The organism is Pseudomonas sp. Z2-11, assembly GCF_054161305.1.
Genome location: NZ_CP096395.1, coordinates 5,139,780 through 5,157,247, shown reverse-complemented (window position 1 = coordinate 5,157,247; position 17,468 = coordinate 5,139,780). Strand labels below are relative to the sequence as shown.

The following is a 17,468-nucleotide window of genomic DNA, read 5'->3' as shown; positions in this document are numbered from 1 at the left end:
CTGAACTTCTGATTTGGCGTGGATTTCTATAGCTGTGTCTTCTGTAAGAAAAACTAACTAAGGCTGTCGGAAAAGGATGTTTCTAATGAAGCGTTTATTCTGCTTTGCCGCATTTGCGGCTGCGTTGCTGGGGCACACTTACACCGCACAGGCGGCGGGCGTGGAATTCGGGGTTGGCCAGACCGGCGACTCGACCATGACCTATCGCCTGGGCATGCAATTCGATTGGGACAAGAGCTGGCTGCAGAGCGACGTGGGGCGCTTGACCGGTTATTGGAGCGGTGCCTATACGTACTGGGAGGGGGATGAAACTTCGAGCAACCACAGCCTGTCGTTCTCGCCAGTCCTGGTGTATGAGTTTGCCGGTCAGAACGTGAAGCCTTACATCGAGGCAGGCGTCGGTGTTGCGCTGTTTGAAAACACTGAAATCGAAAGCAACAAGCTCGGCACAGCGTTCCAGTTCGAAGACCGCATCGGCTTTGGCCTGCGCTTCAATGGCGGGCATGAAGTCGGCATCCGTGCCACTCACTATTCCAACGCCGGCATCAAGTCGACCAACGACGGTGTGGAAAGCTACGCATTGCATTACACAATGCCGCTGTAACAAAACGCTTGGCACTGTGGGAGCGAGCCTGCTCGCGAAGCGTTGGGTCAGCCTGGATAATATTGGCTGACCCGGCGCATTCGCGAGCAGGCTCGCTCCCACAAAAAGCTTCTTCTATCTGTATGCCGTCGCAATGCCCTGTCGCTCTTCCAGGCACTCCGGCGCACCCATCTCGAACTCCCGGCAGATGAGCGGACGTCTTTCGTAGATTGTGCATCTCATGGTGTCGCGATCCAGCGCCGCGCACCAGCCGTCGTCAAGACGCAGCATCACTTCTCCACCCCAGTCATCCGTGTCGATGAAGCGCTCGGGCACGCCGGTGTCGGTGATCAACATGACTTCCAGTTGGCAGCAGCACGCCGCACACGTTGAACACGTGACGGCCGGGGCGGGGATTTCGTGCAGCGGGATGGTCTTCATGGCGCGCAGTGTAAGGCAAGCGCGCTGTTCAGGGGTGTCCCTTGATCGGGCACTGGTAACTGTCCGAACGTGAATGCGCGCCCGCCAGCACCGTGTCGTTCGATGGCAATGGCCAAAGCAGGTTCATGGTCATGGCAGGCAGGATCACTTCAGGGGGACGTTCGGTCAGTTGGGTCAGGATGTGATCGGCTGCCGCTTCAGCAGACCAGCGAATCGACGGCGGCAATTCATCGTCGACGGCCGGCGATGAGTTGTCGAACCCTGGGTGCACGATGGTCACGTCGATGCCATCGCGGGCCAGTTTGCCGCGAGCCGATTCGAATAGAAAGCGCATCCCTTGGTCCCCGGCCTCGAATTGCGAGGGCGGCAGATAGGTCAGCGGACTGGCGATGCCCACCAGATGGGTCCCGTTGCCGGCGCGCAGCAATGGCGCGGCCGCCTCGATACACAGGCTGGCGGCCAGCAGGTTGCTGCGCACGATGTGTTCGATGATCGATGGGTTAACGGGTTGTCCGCTGATGTATTCGGCGGTTCCGGCGTTGATGATCACGGTATCCAGGGAGCCCCATTCCTGGGCGATTCGCTCGCCCGCCTCGCGTACGGCTTGACTGTCGGTCAGATTGCCGGCCACGATCAGGACCTGTCCTGGATATCTTGCCAAAAGCGCATCGCACGGCAAGCGCGAGCTGACAGCCAGATGGGCGCCGGTACGCAGTATCGATTCGGCCAAAGAGGCGCCAATTCCGTTACCGGCGCCGGTCAGCCAGTATCGCCGTGGCGGTGTCGAACCCATTCCTCACTCCTTGTTTACCGGACGATGCGCCTTTTTTAACGACTATATCGTCATACTATTGAGAATGGCAGCCCGCATCGGCCGACCCCTGTTCGTTCACCGCACAAATTCTCAACCGGCGTCCTGCCGTGACGGCAGGTTTCTGAACGCTGCCAGGGCGCGGGCCCTGGACTGGCTGAGGTCGACGATCGGAGCGGGGTAGTCCACCGCGCCAAACAAATCGCCACGGGTATTCGGGTTATGGACATCCGGCTTATCGAGATCGTTCAGTTCGGGTAACCAGCGTTTGATGAACAACCCCTCGCGGTCGAATTTTTCCGATTGGCTCAACGGATTGAAAATCCGGAACCAGGGCGCCGAGTCGGTGCCGGTCGAGGCGCTCCACTGCCAGCCGCCATTGTTTGCCGCCAGGTCACCGTCGATCAGGTGCTGCATGAAAAAGCGTTCGCCCTCTCGCCAATCGATCAACAGGTTCTTGGTCAGGAACATCGCCACCACCATCCGTAGGCGGTTATGCATCCAGCCGGTCTCCAGCAATTGGCGCATGGCAGCGTCAATGATCGGCAAGCCTGTACGGGCTTCTTTCCACGCCGCCAGTGCCTGGGGGTCGTTGCGCCAGGCCAGGGCCTCGGTTTCCGGGCGGAACGCGCGGTGGCGCGATACGCGGGGGAATCCCACCAGAACGTGTTTATAAAACTCGCGCCAGAGCAGTTCGTTAATCCAGGTCACGGTTCCGACGTTTCCGCTTTCGAACTCGCCCTGATTGGCCTGTAGCGCGGCGTGCAGGCACTGGCGCGGTGAAACCACGCCGGCCACCAGATAGGCCGACAGCTGGCTGGTCCCGGGTCTGGCCGGAAAATCCCGTTCGCTCTGGTAGTAATCGATGTGTTGCTCGACGAACGACTCGAGCCGGCGCCGGGCTTCGCTTTCGCCGGCGGGCCAGAGATCGCGCAGCGCCGCATTTGGCGGGTTGAATCCTTCGATCTGCGTCGGCAGCGGATCGCTGGCGATGGCGGTAGGCGCCTGCCGGAGAGGCGCGGGCACCAGGCTCGGTAACGAAAAATGCAGACGGCTATAGCAGACCTTGCGAAATTGGCTGAACACCTTGAAATAACTGCCGGTCTTGGTCAGGACGCTGCCGGGCTTGAACAGGAGCTGGTCGAGATGGCTGTGAAATTCCACGCCCTCATCCTTTAGCGCCCGGGCGACGTCGGCGTCGCGCCGGGTTTCATTCAGGCCGTATTCCTCGTTGACGTGTACGGCACCGATGCCCAGCTCGCGACATAAAGTGACCAGCACTTGCGGGGCCTGGTTCCAATACTCCGTGTTGCGGATCAGCAATGGGATGTTCAGTTCCGCCAGGGCCGTGCTCAATGCCGAGAGGTTGCGCAACCAGAAATCGATCTTGCAGGGTGCATCGTCATGGGCCGCCCATTGCTTCGGACTCGGCAGGTAGACCGCTACGCAGGGCCCCCGGGCAGCGGCGGCCGCCAGGGCGGTGTTGTCGTGCAGGCGCAAGTCGCTGCGCAGCCAGATCAATTGCATGGATTTTTCCAACTAAAGAAGTTCTCTGCGGCTCAGTTCGCGATGAGCCGATAGCGGGTCTTCGGCCCAACTGACGTTGCTCATTGCCGCGCTTGCAGACAGCTTGGCCTGGTGAATCGAGGCGGCGGGGCCGGCGATGATGATCGGGCAGTCGAGCCCGCTCAGCAGCCTGGGCAATTGCGACAGGTTCAGTGCCTGGCTCGAATACAGCAGCACGCCGCGGGCCTTGAGCCGTTCGACCGCCAACGCCAGCTCACCGGCCGGGAGCGGCCCGTCGAACACCTCCACGGGACAGTCGGCGCTGCTTGCCAGCCAGGCGGTGAGCCACAACTGGGGCTCCTGCGGCACCTCGGACTGGTTGATCATCAACAGCGGTGCGCCGCGCAACTGGCGGTTGTTGTGGTAGATCCGGCTGCCGAATTTGCTGCGCAGCCAGGAGTACAGGAAGACCTTTTCCAGCTGCGCGCCGAACTGGCTCTGCCAGCGCAATTGCAACTCGCCCAGCAAGGGCAGGAGCAACTGTTCACAAACAGTCCAAGGCGGATACAGCGCCATGGCCTGGTTCACCGACTCATCGACCTGACGCTCGGCCAGTTGCGTCACCGCCAGCATCAGGGCATGGCGCTGACGTTGCCAGTCGTCTTCCAACGGTTCGCCTGACGGCTGCGGTGTGTCGAGCAACGGTTTTATCTTGCTCACTGCCACGCCACGATCGATCCAGGTGAGGATGCTCAGGATTCGCTGCACATGTTCGCGATTGAACAAGCGATGGCCCTTGGGCGTACGGTGCGGCACGATCAACCCGTAGCGTCGCTCCCAGGCTCGCAGCGTGACGGCATTGACGCCGGTTTGCCGGGCGACTTCGCGGATGGGCAGCCAGCCCTGCGCGAGGGCCTTGGCGAAATCGGCGCCCAGGTCTTCGCTGGCGCTGGAGTCGAGTTCGTTCTTCATCAAATGGCGTTTCGCAAGCTGAGGTTCTCTGGGTGCGGTTGCAGGTAGACCTGTTGGGCGAGATAGGGGTCGGGGTGCTGACGCAGATGATGCTTGAGCAACGTCAGCGGCACCACCAGTGGCACGATACCAAGACGGTACTGCCCGATCAGGTGCTGCACCTCCTGCTTGTCATCGGCATCGATGGCGCGCTTGAGGTAACCGCTCAGGTGCTGCAGGACGTTGGTGTGCGTGCGTCGGGTGGCGCATTTCTTCAAGGCCGCCATCAGCGCGCTGAAATAACGCTGGCCCAGTTCGTCCGGATCGGCCTTGCCCATGTTGCCCAACATGTTGCCCAACGCCTTGTATTGCTCAGGGTTGTGGGCCATCAACAGGTACTTGTAGCGTGAGTGAAATTCAATCAGGTCGCGTCGGGTCAGCCCCCGGCGGCGCAGCGGTTGCCAGGCGGCATAGGCGAATACGCGGGTCAGAAAGTTCTCGCGCAGTACCGGATCGTTGAGGCGGCCGTCTTCTTCCACCGGCAGATCGGGGTGACGCTCGCAAAAGGCCTGGGCGTAGACACCACGTCCGCCGCCGTCCTGCGGGACACCGTTGTGGTCGTAGACCTTGACCCGCTCCAGCCCGCAGGACGGCGACTTCTGCATGAAGATATAGCCGCAGATATCATCCAGCTCAGCGGCCATTTGTTGTCCGTAATCGGCCAATGGCTGGGTCACGTCGAGGTCTCGCTTCACCGTGCCGACCGCGTCGGGGCGCGCGGGGTTGCCAACCAGCCGGATCGGCTCGCGCGGGACGCCCAGGCCAATGGCAACTTCCGGACACACCGGCACGCAATCGAAGTACTCGACCAGCGTGCGGCTGCACAACGGCGATTGCTTGTGACCACCATTGAAGCGCACTTCGGCACCCATCAGGCAGGCGCTGATGGCAATTTTCGGTTTGGCGATAGCTTCGTTGGGCATGGGCGACCTCTGCTGGGTAAATCTTGTACATGTACTATTGTTTGTACAATATTTTCATCATAGGTCGGTACGCGAACAAGTCAACCGATTGTTCCAGGCCGAAGGGCGGCGTCGTGACCTGGCCGCCGGCTGCTGCCTTTCGCGACAGCAGCGGATGGCTTGGGGAATGCGCTCACTGAAGGCTGGCGTGCAAGCGACGGGCGGCATCCTGGCCACTGAGCCATGCTCCTTCGACCCTGCCGGACAGGCACCAGTCTCCGCACACATACAAGCCCAGGTCGGCATCGGCCAGGGCGCCCCATTCGTGGCTGCCGGCGGGACGGGCGTAGAGCCAGCGATGGGCCACGCTGAAGCTCGGCGCGGGCATCGCGCTGTGCAGCAGTTCTGCGAAGGCGCCGTGCAAATGCTCGATCACCGCTTCCTTGGGCATGTCGATGTGCTGGCGGCTCCATTCGCTGGTTGCATGCAGCACCCAGGTGTCGAGCTTGGCATCGCGCCCTGGTTTACTGCGGTTGCGGGCCAGCCAGTCGAGGGGGCTGTCCTGCACGAAGCAGCCCTCCATGGGCGTATCCAGGGGTTGTTCAAAGGCCAGCGCCACTGCCCAGGTGGGGTCCATTTTCACCCCGGCGGCGACGCCGGCCAGTTTCGGCACGGCGGCGAGCAACGCCGTGGCCTGGGGCGCGGGCGTGGCAATCACGACCTGGCCGAACGGGCCGTGGGTAAACCCTTCGGCGTCCTGCAGGTGCCAGTGTTCCTGGCCACGAAAGACCTCGGTGATGCGGCAGGAAAACTGCACCTGCAGCTCGCCGAGCAGGGCGCGGGTAATCGCGCTCATGCGCGGGGTACCGACCCAGCGGGTCTGCTCGTCCGGCGAGGGGCTCATTTGCCCGTCCTGGAAGTGATAGAGCTGCGGGTTCCATTCCGCCGCCCAGCCGTTGGCTTGCCAGCGCTGGACTTCCGTGACGAAGCGCCGGTCCCGGGCGGTGAAATATTGTGCGCCCATGTCCAGCGCGCCAGCGTCGCTGCGCTTGCTTGACATGCGGCCGCCGCTGCCATGGCTTTTATCGAAGAGTTGAACGACATGCCCGGCCTCCGTCAGGGCCTGGGCGGCTGAAAGTCCGGCGATGCCGGTGCCGATGATTGCGATGGGTACAGTCATGAGGGCCTCGTTTACCTTTCTGTACAGACTACGCCGTCGTTTAATCCTGTACAATTCTGGTTTTTGGTATAAGTTTTACCGTTCGCGTTTTGGCGGGTTGTCCTATTGTTAGGTACAGACCCTGTCCGATATGAAAAATGCCTACTTATAAAAATAGACTAATGGGCCAGGTAAAACGCGAGCCGAGGAACATCTCATGCACATATTGCTGACCGGCGGTACTGGTTTGATCGGACGTCAACTCTGCCGGCACTGGCTGGAGCAGGGACATCGCCTGACGGTCTGGAGTCGTCGGCCCGAACAGGTGGCGAAAATCTGCGGCGCGCAGGTGCGCGGTATCGCCAGCCTCGATGAGCTTGGCGAACCGGTGGACGCGGTCGTCAACCTTGCCGGCGCGCCTATTGGCGACAGGCCCTGGAGCCATAAACGCAAGATGCTGCTGTGGAGCAGCCGCGTCACGCTGACCGAGGTTCTGCTGGCCTGGCTGGAGCGTTGCGAACAGAAACCGCAGGTGCTGATTTCCGGCTCTGCGGTGGGCTGGTATGGCGACGGCGGCGAGCGGGAGTTGACCGAAGAATCCGGGCCGGTCAGCGAAGACTTCGCCAGCCAGTTGTGCATCGCCTGGGAAGAAACCGCGCAACGTGCAGAAGCCCTGGGCATACGCGTGGTGCTGGTTCGCACCGGCCTGGTCCTGTCTGCCGAGGGCGGCTTTTTGTCGCGGCTGTTGCTGCCGTTCAAACTGGCAATGGGCGGGCGTATCGGCAGCGGGCGGCAGTGGATGCCATGGATTCATATCGACGATCAAATCGCCCTGATTGATTTTCTTCTGCACCGCAGCGATGCCAGCGGTCCTTATAATGCCTGCGCACCGAACCCGGTGCGCAACCGCGATTTCGCCAAGGCCCTGGGGCACGTACTGCATCGCCCGGCCGTGGTGCCGATGCCGGAGCTTGCGTTGAAAATCGCATTGGGGGAGTTGTCATTGCTGTTGCTGGGAGGCCAGCGCGCCACGCCCGCCCGATTGCAGGCGGCGGGGTTTTCATTCCGGTTCACTGAGTTGTCTGCGGCCCTGGAAGATTTGTCGGGTCGCCTTTGAAATAGGACGTTGCATGACCGATCACGCGTTGCTTCTGGTGAATCTGGGTTCGCCTGCCTCCACCTCGGTGGCCGATGTACGCCGCTACCTCAACCAATTTCTGATGGACCCCTACGTCATCGACCTGCCATGGCCGGTGCGGCGGCTACTGGTGTCGCTGATCCTGGTCAAGCGCCCCGAGCAATCGGCTCACGCCTATGCCTCGATCTGGTGGGAAGAGGGCTCGCCACTGGTGGTCCTCAGTCGTCGCCTGCAACAGGCCATGAGTGCGCAATGGACCCAGGGCCCGGTGGAGCTGGCAATGCGTTATGGCGAGCCATCGATCGAATCGACCCTGGTGCGCCTGGCAAGCCAGGGGCACACGAAAATCACCCTGGCGCCGCTGTATCCGCAGTTCGCCGACAGCACCGTGACCACGGTCATCGAAGAAGCCAAGCGGGTCGTGCGCGAAAAAAAGCTCAAGGTGCAGTTCTCGATTCTCCAGCCCTTCTATGACCAGCCGGAATATATCGATGCCCTGGTTGCCAGCGCCAAGCCCTACCTGATGCAGGATTACGATCATCTGTTGCTGAGTTTTCATGGCCTGCCGGAACGGCACCTGACCAAGCTCGACCCTACGGGCTATCACTGCTTCAAGGACGCCGATTGCTGCCGGAATGCGCCGCCGGAAGTCATGGCCACGTGTTACCGCGCCCAGTGTATTCGTACCGCCGAGCTGTTCGCCCGGCAGATGGGGCTGGCGGATGGCAAATGGTCGGTGTCGTTTCAGTCGCGACTGGGACGGGCCAAGTGGATCGAACCGTATACCGAGGCGCGCCTGGACGAACTGGCCAAAAGCGGGGTGAAGAAAGTACTGGTGATGTGCCCGGCATTCGTTGCCGATTGCATCGAGACGCTGGAAGAAATCGGCGACCGCGGGCGCGAGCAGTTTCGCGAAGCGGGAGGGGAGGAGTTGGTACTGGTGCCGTGTCTCAATGACGATCCGCAGTGGGCGAAGGTGTTGAGCACCCTTTGCGAGCGGGCGCCGATTGCTTTGTGAGGTTCAAGGGCCTCATCGCGAGCAAGCTCGCTCCCACAGTGGATCTCGAGTGGTCACAAAATTTGTGTTCACAACAGATCCCCTTGTGGGAGCGAGCTTGCTCGCGATAGCTTTCTGACTGACGACACAAAACTCAGATCAGCGGCTCATCCGCCTTCTTCTGCTTCCAGCCATCGTTGCCCGGCAACATCAGGTTCAACGCGATCGCCACCACGGCGCACAGCGCGATGCCCTTGAGGCCGAAGTCGTCCGGGCCGGTACCGGTGCCGACCAGTACGCCGCCGATGCCGAACACCAGCGTCACCGAAACGATCACCAGGTTGCGTGCTTCGCCCAGGTCGATCTTGTGGCGGATCAGTGTGTTCATGCCCACCGCCGCGATCGAACCGAACAACAGGCACAGGATCCCGCCCATCACCGGCACCGGAATGCTTTGCAGCAGTGCGCCGAACTTGCCGACGAACGCCAGGCTGATGGCGAAGATCGAAGCCCAGGTCATGATCTTCGGGTTGTAGTTCTTGGTCAGCATCACCGCGCCAGTCACTTCGGCATAGGTGGTGTTGGGCGGGCCGCCAAACAGGCCGGCTGTGGTGGTGGCGATGCCGTCACCGAACAAGGTGCGGTGCAGGCCGGGTTTTTTCAGGTAGTCGCGACCGGTCACGCTACCCACGGCAATTACCCCACCGATGTGTTCGATCGCTGGCGCCAGGGCTACCGGCACGATGAACAGGATCGCTTGCCAGTTGAACTCCGGCGCGGTGAAGGCCGGCAGGGCGAACCAGGGGGCGGCGGCGATTTTCGCGGTGTCGACGACGCCGAAGAAAAAGGCCATGGCAAAACCCACCAATACGCCGGAGATGATCGGCACCAGGCGGAAAATGCCTTTGCCGAACACGGCGACGATCAGGGTAGTGAGCAACGCCGGCATCGAGATCAGCATCGCGGTCTGATAGTGAATCAGCTCGGTGCCGTCGCCGGCCTTGCCCATCGCCATGTTGGCGGCGATTGGCGCCATTGCCAGGCCGATGGAAATGATCACCGGGCCGATCACCACCGGTGGCAGCAGCCGGTCAATGAAGCCGGTGCCCTTGATCTTCACCGCCAGGCCCAGGAACGTATAGACGAAACCGGCCGCCATCACGCCGCCCATGGTCGCCGCCAGGCCGAACTGGCCTTTGGCAAGAATGATCGGCGTGATGAAGGCAAAACTCGACGCCAGGAATACCGGCACCTGACGCCCGGTAACGATCTGGAAGAGGATCGTCCCCAGGCCCGCGGTGAACAGCGCCACGTTCGGGTCCAGGCCGGTGATCAGCGGCATCAGCACCAGCGCGCCGAAGGCGACGAACAGCATCTGCGCGCCGGACAGCACCTGACGCCAGAGCGGATCGTTGAATTCGTCCTGCATGCTCAGGCGTCCTTCTGCTTGGTGCCGAAGATCTTGTCGCCGGCATCGCCCAGGCCCGGGATGATGTAGCCGTGTTCGTTGAGTTTCTGGTCAATGGAGGCGGTGTAGATGGTCACGTCGGGGTGGGCATCTTCCACGGCCTGGATGCCTTCGGGCGCGGCGACCAGGACCATGGCGCGGATGTCCCGGCAACCGGCTTTTTTCAGCAGGTCGATGGTGGCAACCATGGAGCTGCCGGTGGCGAGCATCGGGTCGATGATCATCGCCAGGCGCTCGTCGATCTCCGGCACCAGTTTTTCCAGGTAGGTATGGGCCTGCAGGGTTTCCTCGTTGCGGGCCACGCCGACGGCGCTGACCTTGGCACCCGGAATCAGGCTCAGGACGCCTTCGAGCATGCCGATACCGGCACGCAGGATCGGCACCACGGTAATCTTCTTGCCGGCGATTTTTTCCACCTGCACCGTGCCCGCCCAACCGGCGATCTCGTAGGACTCCAGCGGCAGGTCCTTGGTGGCTTCGTAGGTGAGCAGGGCACCGACTTCCTGGGCGAGCTCGCGGAAGTTCTTCGTGCTGATGTCGGCGCGGCGCATCAGGCCGAGTTTATGTCTGATCAGCGGGTGGCGGATCTCGAGGATGGGCATGGGGAAGGCTCCGGCGGCGGGCAAAAAAACCGGCCTAGATTAATCTATCCGAGGGTGTTGTCCTATAGACAATACAGAACGTTAGTCCACAAACGCTTGATCTGGCCGGGCGGGATGCGTACCTTTGCCCGCTTTTCCGCAAACGCCACCCTTGGAGAGCGCCATGTCCGCTGATCTCGAGCATATCCGTCAAGTCATGCGAGAGGCTGACTGCCTGTACACCGAAGCTGAAGTCGAAGCGGCCATTGCCCGTGTCGGTGCGCAAATCAACGATCAGTTGGCTGACCGCAACCCGGTGGTGTTCTGCGTGATGAACGGCGGGCTGATTTTCTCCGGCAAACTGCTGACCTGCCTGAACTTCCCGTTGGAAGCTTCCTACCTGCACGCTACCCGCTATCGCAACGAAACCAGCGGCGGCGACCTGTTCTGGAAAGCCAAGCCGGAAGTCTCGTTCATCGACCGCGACGTGCTGATCATCGACGATATCCTCGATGAAGGTCATACCTTGGGCGCGATCATCGACTTCTGCAAACACGCTGGCGCCCGTGCCGTACATACCGCCGTGCTGATCGACAAGGACCACGACCGCAAGGCGCGTCCCGACCTGAAGGCCGACTTCGTCGGGCTGCCGTGCATCGATCGCTACGTTTTTGGCTACGGCATGGACTACAAAGGCTACTGGCGTAACGCCAATGGTATTTTTGCCGTCAAGGGGATGTAACCGTATGGATCGGCCGACGTTCCTGGATCAAGCCCTGTTCGATGAACTGGCCGAGAAAGCCGCGGCCAATCCCCGTGGACGGCAACACCACAACCTTCACCAGATGGACGAACCGTGCCATCGCATGGCGGTGGGCTTGCAGCCGTCTACCTATATCCCGCCGCATCGCCATTTGAGCGCCGACAAGGCGGAAACCCTGTTGGTGCTCAGGGGCCGGCTCGGTGTGTTGATCTTCGATGAAACCGGGACGGTGATCGACAAGCGAATCCTCCAGGCCGGCGGTGACTGCCTCGGCATCGACCTGCCGGCCGGGGTATATCACGGCCTGGTCGTGCTTGAAGCCGACAGCCTGATGTTCGAATGCAAGGCCGGCCCGTACCGGCCGGTGGGCGACGGTGAGCTGGCTCACTGGGCGCCCCGCGAAGGTGAGCCCGGCGTGGCGCAATACCAGGCATGGATGCGCGCTCAGTTCGATTGATCGGCATCCCCTGTGGCAAGGACGCTTTTGTGGCGAGGGAGCTTGCTCCCGCTCGGTTGCGCAGCAACCGCAAGATGGCCTGCTGCGCACTGGAGCGCCAGCCGGCCCAGCGGGAGCAAGCTTCCTCGCCACACAATCAAACCAGTCTTGAGTGCGCTGCGCTCGCGGCCAGCCAGCGCTCACTTTTACTCCGCGCCTGTTCCAGCGTCTGCACATACGCCAACTGCCGCTGCTCGCGATGGACCCCGGCGCGGCGCAGTTTCAGGCGTACCCTCGGTGCGGTCGCGACCAGGATCAGGCCGATGCCCTGCTTTCGATAGTCCCTGAGGATATTTTCCAGCGCGGCCAGGGCCGTCATGTCCAGCATCGGCACGGCGCTCATGTCCACGACCACCACCCGGACACCTGGGTCGAACCGGCGCAATACATCCAGGGCCTTCTCCGTCGCACCGAAGAACAGCGGCCCGTGAATGGCGTAGCAGCGAACATGCTCGGGCATGTCCAGCAAGGCCTGGTGGGCATGGCGTGGCAGTTCAGCGCTGTCGGTCAGTTCGCTCATGCGCTTGATGAACAGCCCGGCGGCCAGCAACAGGCCGACGGCGACGGCCAGGACCATGTCGAACAGCACCGTCAGGCCCAGGCAGGTCAGCAGCACCAGCACATCGCTGCGCGGGGCGATGCGCAGGGTATGCAGCACATGCCCGGCCTCGCTCATGTTCCAGGCGACCATCACCAGCAACGCCGCCAGTGCCGCCATCGGCAAGTAACTGAACAGCGGCGCGAGCAACACAATCGCCACCAGCACCACCAGGCTGTGAATGATCGCCGCCAGGGGCGATGACGCGCCGCTGCGCACGTTGGTCGCGCTGCGGGCAATTGCGGCGGTGGCGGTGATGCCGCCGAACAACGGCGCCACGAGGTTGCCCAGGCCCTGGCCGATCAATTCGGCGTTGGGGTCGTGCCTGCTCCCGGTCATGCCATCCGCCACCACCGCGCAGAGCAATGACTCGATGGCGCCGAGCATGGCGATGGCGAAGGCCGGGCCCAGTAATTGGCGGAACAGGTCATAGGAAAGTATCAACGCACCGCCCTGGCCATTCGGCACGTTCCAGGGCCAGTCGAAGCGCGGCAGGAAAGGCGGGATGCCGGGGTAGACGATGCCGTCGACGACGTAGCTGAAGCGTTCGCCCAGCGTTGCGACCGGCAGCCCGGCGCGCTCGATGGCCAGCCCCAGCAACGCGCCGATCAGCAGCGCGACCAGATGGCCCGGGACGCGTGGCACCCAGCGCGGCCAGACAATCAATACGGCCAGGCATGCCCCGCCGATAATGGCGTCGCCAAGCCGTGCGCCGGGCAGCGCCACGATCAATTCGCCCAGCTGTTCGATGTAATGCGTGGCCTGGCCCGCAGTGTTCAGGCCCAACAGGTCCTTCAATTGCAGCGTCGCGATCACCACGCCGATCCCGGCGGTGAAACCGAGGATCACCGGATAAGGGATGAACTGGATCAAGCGCCCGGCGCGCATCAGCCCCAGGGCAATCAGGATCAGGCCGGCAAGCATTGTGCACAGCAGCAGGCCGCCCAGGCCGTATTGCTGGGTGATGGGCAGCAGGATGACAACGAATGCGGCCGTCGGCCCGCTCACGTTGAATCGCGAGCCGCCGGTCAGGGCAATCAAGGGGGCGGCCACCAGCACGGTGTAAAGACCGTGTTGTGGCGGCACGCCAACGGCGATTGCCAGGGCCATGGCCAGGGGGATGGCGATGATGCCGACCGTAAGCCCGGCTACCAGGTCGCCGCGCAGGCGCTCAAGGGTGTAACCGGCACGCCAGGCTTGGCGCCAGGCGGCGAACAGGGGTGGGGCGGAGAAGGCCATGATGCTCCTCGCATAGACTGGACAATAAACCCGTGGCGAGGGAGCTTGCTCCCGCTGGGCTGCGCAGCAGACCCAAGATGGGCCATTGAAATCTTTCAGACGGAACGCGTTAGCCGATACGACGGCTGCGCCGCCGAGCGGGAGCAAGCTCCCTCGCCACAACGGCATATGCCAGCGGGCCGACACCGATGGCCTCACGGAGTATGCCGCGCCGCAAGCCCCGCTGTATTGACCCGGGTCGCATATTTTTTCAAGGGATGCTAGCGTGCCCAGCCAAGCACCTGGAGCCTGTCATGAGTGTATCGATCCGTCGCTGTGCCGCTCTGCTGCTGATCTGCGGTCTGCCATTGCTGGCGGTGGCCGCGCCGATGCACAGCCAGTTCCTGCCCCCCGATGACCTGGTGGCGCGTCAGGAACAGCCCGAACAGCAGCAGTTGCTGCAAGTCACCGAGTATTCGGTGGTGCTGGGCAACCAGCGCCCATCCAACCAGCAGCCGATCCCGGTCACTTCGCCGCTGATGGTGCGGCTCAAGGGCAAGCCCCTGAACAAGGGAGCCATCATCAGCCAGGTGATCCTCAATTTTGATGGCGAAAGCAAAAGCCTGAAGAAACCGGTATTCGATGAGGCGAGCAAGACCCTGACGCTGTCTTATCCACAGGCCCAGTACCGGGTGGTGATCGATCTGTTGCGCAACGACACGGTCTACGTGCAGTTCCTCAGCTACGCCAACGGCCATATCTGGGCCGACCTGCACACTGGCGCCGCACGCCCGCGTTGAGCCCCGAGGCCCGCCGGGGGTAAACTGCCCGCCCCGTGAACTGTGCGAGCTGGAGCCGGCAATGCGTAAAGACAAGAAACAAGTGATTGGTGACGAGATTGGCGACGAACAGATCAAGCTGTTCCTCAATTTCGAGCCCGTCGATGCCACTTCGCCGTCGCTGCACAAACTGATCAAGGCCTACCGTGGGCTGCGTGTCGACGATTTCGAGCGCTTCCTGGGGTTTTTCGTCGAGGCGGGTTACGACCTGAATGGCAAGGACGAACAGGGTAACGATTTCGTTGCGTTGATCCATGATCAGCGCAATGCAGAGGAATATATTGAGTTGATCAAGAAAGCTCGCGGTTGATTGATCAGGCCTGCTGCGCAGGCCAGCGGGAGCAAGCTCCCTCGCCACGAAAAGCTGCAAAAAAAACGCCCCGCTCTCATGGAGAACGGGGCGTTTTTTCATCCGGGCGAATCAAGCGTAGCTTTGGGTTTCGCTGCTTGCTTCAACCAGTTCCAGCGCGATGTTGTTCTGCGCGTTGACCTTGCGATACAGCGCCGCATCGGTTTCCAGCACTTTTTCCCGGGCCGGGAAGATTTCCGAGAGCTTGGCGGCCCACTCTCCCTTGGCTTTTTCCGGGAAGCAGCGCTCGATCAGTTCGAGCATGATCGACACGGTGACCGAAGCGCCTGGTGAAGCGCCGAGCAGGGCGGCGAGAGTGCCGTCCTTGGCCGCCACCAGTTCGGTACCGAATTGCAGGATGCCGCCCTTCTTCGGGTCTTTCTTGATGATCTGCACGCGCTGGCCAGCCACTTCCAGGCGCCAATCCTCGGCTTTCGCCTCGGGGTAGAAGCGCCGCAGGGATTCCAGGCGCTGCTCCATGGACTGCATCACTTCGCTGATCAAGTACCTGGTCAGGTCCATGTTGTCCCGGGCAACGGCCAGCATCGGGCCGATGTTTCCGGCGCGTACCGACAGCGGCAGGTCCATCAGCGAGCCGTGCTTGAGGAACTTGGTGGTGAAGCCAGCGTATGGCCCGAACAGCAGGGATTTTTTGCCATCGACCACGCGGGTATCGAGGTGCGGCACCGACATCGGCGGCGAGCCCACCGCGGCCTGGCTGTAGACCTTGGCCTGGTGATGCTTGACCACTTCCGGGTTGTCGCAACGCAGCCACTGGCCGCTGACCGGGAAACCGCCGAAACCCTTGCTCTCTTCAATGCCCGAAGCTTGCAGCAGCGGCAACGCGGCGCCGCCGGCACCGAGGAAGACGAATTTGGCGTCGACTTCACGGGTGCTGCCGGAGTTGACGTCCTTGATGCTCACGGTCCAGCCATCGCCCTTGCGCTTGAGGCCGGTGACGCGCTTGCAATACTTGATCTGGGTGTCCGGCGCGCTGCCCAGGTGCTTGAGCAACTGGTTGGTCAGGGCGCCGAAGTTGACGTCGGTACCGTTCATGACGCGGGTCGCGGCGATGACTTCGTCAGCCGGGCGGCCTGGCATCATCAGCGGCATCCACTCGGCCATCTGGTCGCGGTCTTCGGTGTATTCCATGTCGGCGAACGCGTGGTGCTGGCGCATCAGCTCGAAGCGCTTCCTGAGGAATTCCACGCCTTTCTCGCCTTGCACGAAGCTCAGGTGCGGCACCGGGGCGATGAAGGATTTCGACGAGCCGAACGTGCCTTTTTTGGTCAGGTACGTCCAGAACTGCTTCGACACCTCGAACTGGGTGTTGATGTGCACGGCTTTCTTGATGTCGACACTGCCATCGGCGGCCTGGGGTGTGTAGTTCAGCTCACACAGCCCGGCGTGGCCGGTACCGGCGTTGTTCCAGGGATTGGAACTCTCCGCGGCACCCGAATCCATCAGCTCGACGACTTCCAGCGAAATCGCCGGGTCGAGCTCCTTGAGCAGCACGGCCAGGGTGGCACTCATGATGCCGGCCCCTACCAGAACTACGTCGACTGCTTCGTTATGCGCCATTTAACGCGTCTCCAAAATCTGCAGCACCAAATTGTCGGCATAGCGGCCAGGAAGCGGGGCAGGTCAGTTGCGCCCCAGGTATCCATGGCCAGGATCGCCATGTCCGAATCTTCGCAATTTTTCGCAACACTGCGGATGCATGCAGCCTGGCCTCAAGAGTCCCATGAACTCATTTAAGCGCCGGGCGGGCAATTCGACTTATGGCCGAGACATCCGTTCGTGCAACCAAATCCGTAGCGGACAGGCTTCAGGCGCCGGTTCTTGAGCGATATCCGGTCCTGTCTCGTTGGGCTGTTCCAGACGCCAATGGTGCTTGTTCAGACGCAAAACTCTTCATTTGCTCGCCACACTCTTGTGAAGTTGTGAAAACCCGTTTTTTCACGCTCTTTTGAAGACGTGAACCTCAAAAAGGGCTGTCCCAGCCTGGCACCGCGCCCGATCTGGATGCCCCTCATGTAATACATGACAGGCAAAACGGGCAGACAGCTCAGTGACCGAGCGTAATGACAGCTCTGCAGATTCGCGAAAAGCAGTGATTGCCAGGGAAACAGCAAGCGCGCCAGCTTCACTCGATCTGTGTGGGCGGCTCTCTGTGGGCGGTGCGGGGTGCCAATACAAGCGCATCAGCGGCGTTGCGGGGCCCGATCAGGAGACGTCCTTATAATCGGGGGGAGATTGTAGCGAAGAAACGCGCGGAAATGGTCGTGTTTTATGACTTTTATTAGCCTTACGGTCAGACGGCCAACAACTGGCGGCTGCGTGCACGAGCGCGGGGCGCTTGTACCAGGGCGCTGGCGGGCAACGGCTGATGCAGCCAATTGAGACGGATCTCTTCGATTTCGACCCAGCCATCGCCCATGGGCTGCAGGCTGCATTGCTTGAATGCCTGGCAACGACCGCTGCGGTCGAGCAGGGCGAAGCAGCGGTGATGCGGGCGCGGGGTAAACAGGGAAATGAGAAAACGCATGGTCGGATACCGTGTCCGGGGAACTTGGGACCAGCCTGACAGCCCGGCATGACACCCCGG

Annotated in this window: 18 protein-coding genes; 7 read left to right on the top strand and 11 right to left on the bottom strand. The window is 61.8% G+C overall.

Translation table 11 applies throughout. From position 1 onward, the window contains the following. Positions 1–85: 85 nt before the first annotated feature. Entirely contained in the window at positions 86–604 is a 519-nt protein-coding gene (locus M1E16_RS22920; protein WP_434571851.1) for an acyloxyacyl hydrolase, read from the top strand. A gap of 114 nt (positions 605–718) precedes the next feature. Here M1E16_RS22920 and M1E16_RS22915 read toward each other — a convergent pair whose 3' ends face one another. The 6 genes from M1E16_RS22915 to M1E16_RS22890 form a co-directional block, all read right to left on the bottom strand. Then, complete coding sequence (locus M1E16_RS22915; protein WP_434655708.1) at positions 719–1,024, bottom strand: YkgJ family cysteine cluster protein; 306 nt, start codon at positions 1,022–1,024, stop codon at positions 719–721. 28 nt (positions 1,025–1,052) lie between these two features. Beyond that, positions 1,053–1,817, bottom strand: a complete 765-nt coding sequence (locus M1E16_RS22910; protein WP_434655711.1) for an SDR family NAD(P)-dependent oxidoreductase — start codon at positions 1,815–1,817, stop codon at positions 1,053–1,055. Between the two features lie 111 nt (positions 1,818–1,928). Continuing rightward, positions 1,929–3,362, bottom strand: a complete 1,434-nt coding sequence (phrB, locus tag M1E16_RS22905; protein ID WP_458128455.1) for a deoxyribodipyrimidine photo-lyase — start codon at positions 3,360–3,362, stop codon at positions 1,929–1,931. A 12-nt stretch (positions 3,363–3,374) separates the two neighbouring features. Beyond that, on the bottom strand, positions 3,375–4,313 hold the full coding sequence (locus M1E16_RS22900; protein WP_458128454.1) for a MerR family transcriptional regulator: 939 nt from the start codon (positions 4,311–4,313) through the stop codon (positions 3,375–3,377). Next, positions 4,313–5,275 carry a YbgA family protein gene (locus M1E16_RS22895; protein WP_458128453.1) on the bottom strand — a complete coding sequence of 321 codons (963 nt, stop codon included), beginning with the start codon at positions 5,273–5,275 and terminating at the stop codon, positions 4,313–4,315. The genes M1E16_RS22900 and M1E16_RS22895 overlap by 1 nt, the downstream gene beginning before the upstream one ends. Positions 5,276–5,447: 172 nt before the next feature. Beyond that, positions 5,448–6,434, bottom strand: coding sequence for an NAD(P)/FAD-dependent oxidoreductase (locus M1E16_RS22890; protein WP_458128452.1), 987 nt, complete (start codon positions 6,432–6,434; stop codon positions 5,448–5,450). Between the two features lie 196 nt (positions 6,435–6,630). On the opposite strand from M1E16_RS22890, the gene M1E16_RS22885 reads away from it, so the two are divergent. Both M1E16_RS22885 and hemH read left to right on the top strand, forming a co-directional pair. Further along, positions 6,631–7,530 (top strand): TIGR01777 family oxidoreductase, encoded by a 900-nt coding sequence (locus M1E16_RS22885; protein ID WP_458128451.1) that lies wholly within the window; start codon positions 6,631–6,633, stop codon positions 7,528–7,530. A gap of 13 nt (positions 7,531–7,543) precedes the next feature. Continuing rightward, on the top strand, positions 7,544–8,569 hold the full coding sequence (gene hemH / locus M1E16_RS22880; RefSeq protein WP_458128450.1) for a ferrochelatase: 1,026 nt from the start codon (positions 7,544–7,546) through the stop codon (positions 8,567–8,569). 133 nt (positions 8,570–8,702) lie between these two features. On the opposite strand, the gene M1E16_RS22875 is transcribed toward hemH, so the two are convergent. Both M1E16_RS22875 and upp read right to left on the bottom strand, forming a co-directional pair. Next, a complete protein-coding gene (locus tag M1E16_RS22875) occupies positions 8,703–9,977 on the bottom strand; it encodes a uracil-xanthine permease family protein (protein ID WP_458128449.1) in 1,275 nt (424 codons plus the stop codon). A gap of 2 nt (positions 9,978–9,979) precedes the next feature. Continuing rightward, complete coding sequence (upp, locus tag M1E16_RS22870) at positions 9,980–10,618, bottom strand: uracil phosphoribosyltransferase (RefSeq protein ID WP_434571869.1); 639 nt, start codon at positions 10,616–10,618, stop codon at positions 9,980–9,982. Between the two features lie 163 nt (positions 10,619–10,781). On the opposite strand from upp, the gene M1E16_RS22865 reads away from it, so the two are divergent. Beyond that, positions 10,782–11,339: a hypoxanthine-guanine phosphoribosyltransferase gene (locus M1E16_RS22865; RefSeq protein WP_458128448.1), complete on the top strand. Its 558-nt coding sequence runs from the start codon at positions 10,782–10,784 to the stop codon at positions 11,337–11,339. Positions 11,340–11,343: 4 nt separating this feature from the next. Further along, positions 11,344–11,817, top strand: coding sequence for a WbuC family cupin fold metalloprotein (locus M1E16_RS22860; RefSeq protein ID WP_434696810.1), 474 nt, complete (start codon positions 11,344–11,346; stop codon positions 11,815–11,817). Positions 11,818–11,953: 136 nt separating this feature from the next. Here the strand turns inward: M1E16_RS22860 and dauA are convergent, their stop codons facing one another. Then, a complete protein-coding gene (gene dauA / locus M1E16_RS22855) occupies positions 11,954–13,693 on the bottom strand; it encodes a C4-dicarboxylic acid transporter DauA (RefSeq protein WP_458128447.1) in 1,740 nt (579 codons plus the stop codon). 293 nt (positions 13,694–13,986) lie between these two features. On the opposite strand from dauA, the gene M1E16_RS22850 reads away from it, so the two are divergent. Both M1E16_RS22850 and M1E16_RS22845 read left to right on the top strand, forming a co-directional pair. Next, positions 13,987–14,472 carry a hypothetical protein gene (locus M1E16_RS22850; protein WP_434696813.1) on the top strand — a complete coding sequence of 162 codons (486 nt, stop codon included), beginning with the start codon at positions 13,987–13,989 and terminating at the stop codon, positions 14,470–14,472. 61 nt (positions 14,473–14,533) lie between these two features. Then, on the top strand, positions 14,534–14,821 hold the full coding sequence (locus M1E16_RS22845; protein ID WP_434628377.1) for a PA4642 family protein: 288 nt from the start codon (positions 14,534–14,536) through the stop codon (positions 14,819–14,821). Between the two features lie 111 nt (positions 14,822–14,932). Here the strand turns inward: M1E16_RS22845 and mqo are convergent, their stop codons facing one another. Both mqo and M1E16_RS22835 read right to left on the bottom strand, forming a co-directional pair. After that, the gene (gene mqo / locus M1E16_RS22840; protein ID WP_458128446.1) at positions 14,933–16,441 is read right to left on the bottom strand and encodes a malate dehydrogenase (quinone); all 1,509 of its coding nucleotides are present in this window, start codon (positions 16,439–16,441) and stop codon (positions 14,933–14,935) included. Between the two features lie 733 nt (positions 16,442–17,174). Then, complete coding sequence (locus M1E16_RS22835; RefSeq protein ID WP_305498881.1) at positions 17,175–17,408, bottom strand: hypothetical protein; 234 nt, start codon at positions 17,406–17,408, stop codon at positions 17,175–17,177. Between the last annotated feature and the right edge of the window lie 60 nt (positions 17,409–17,468).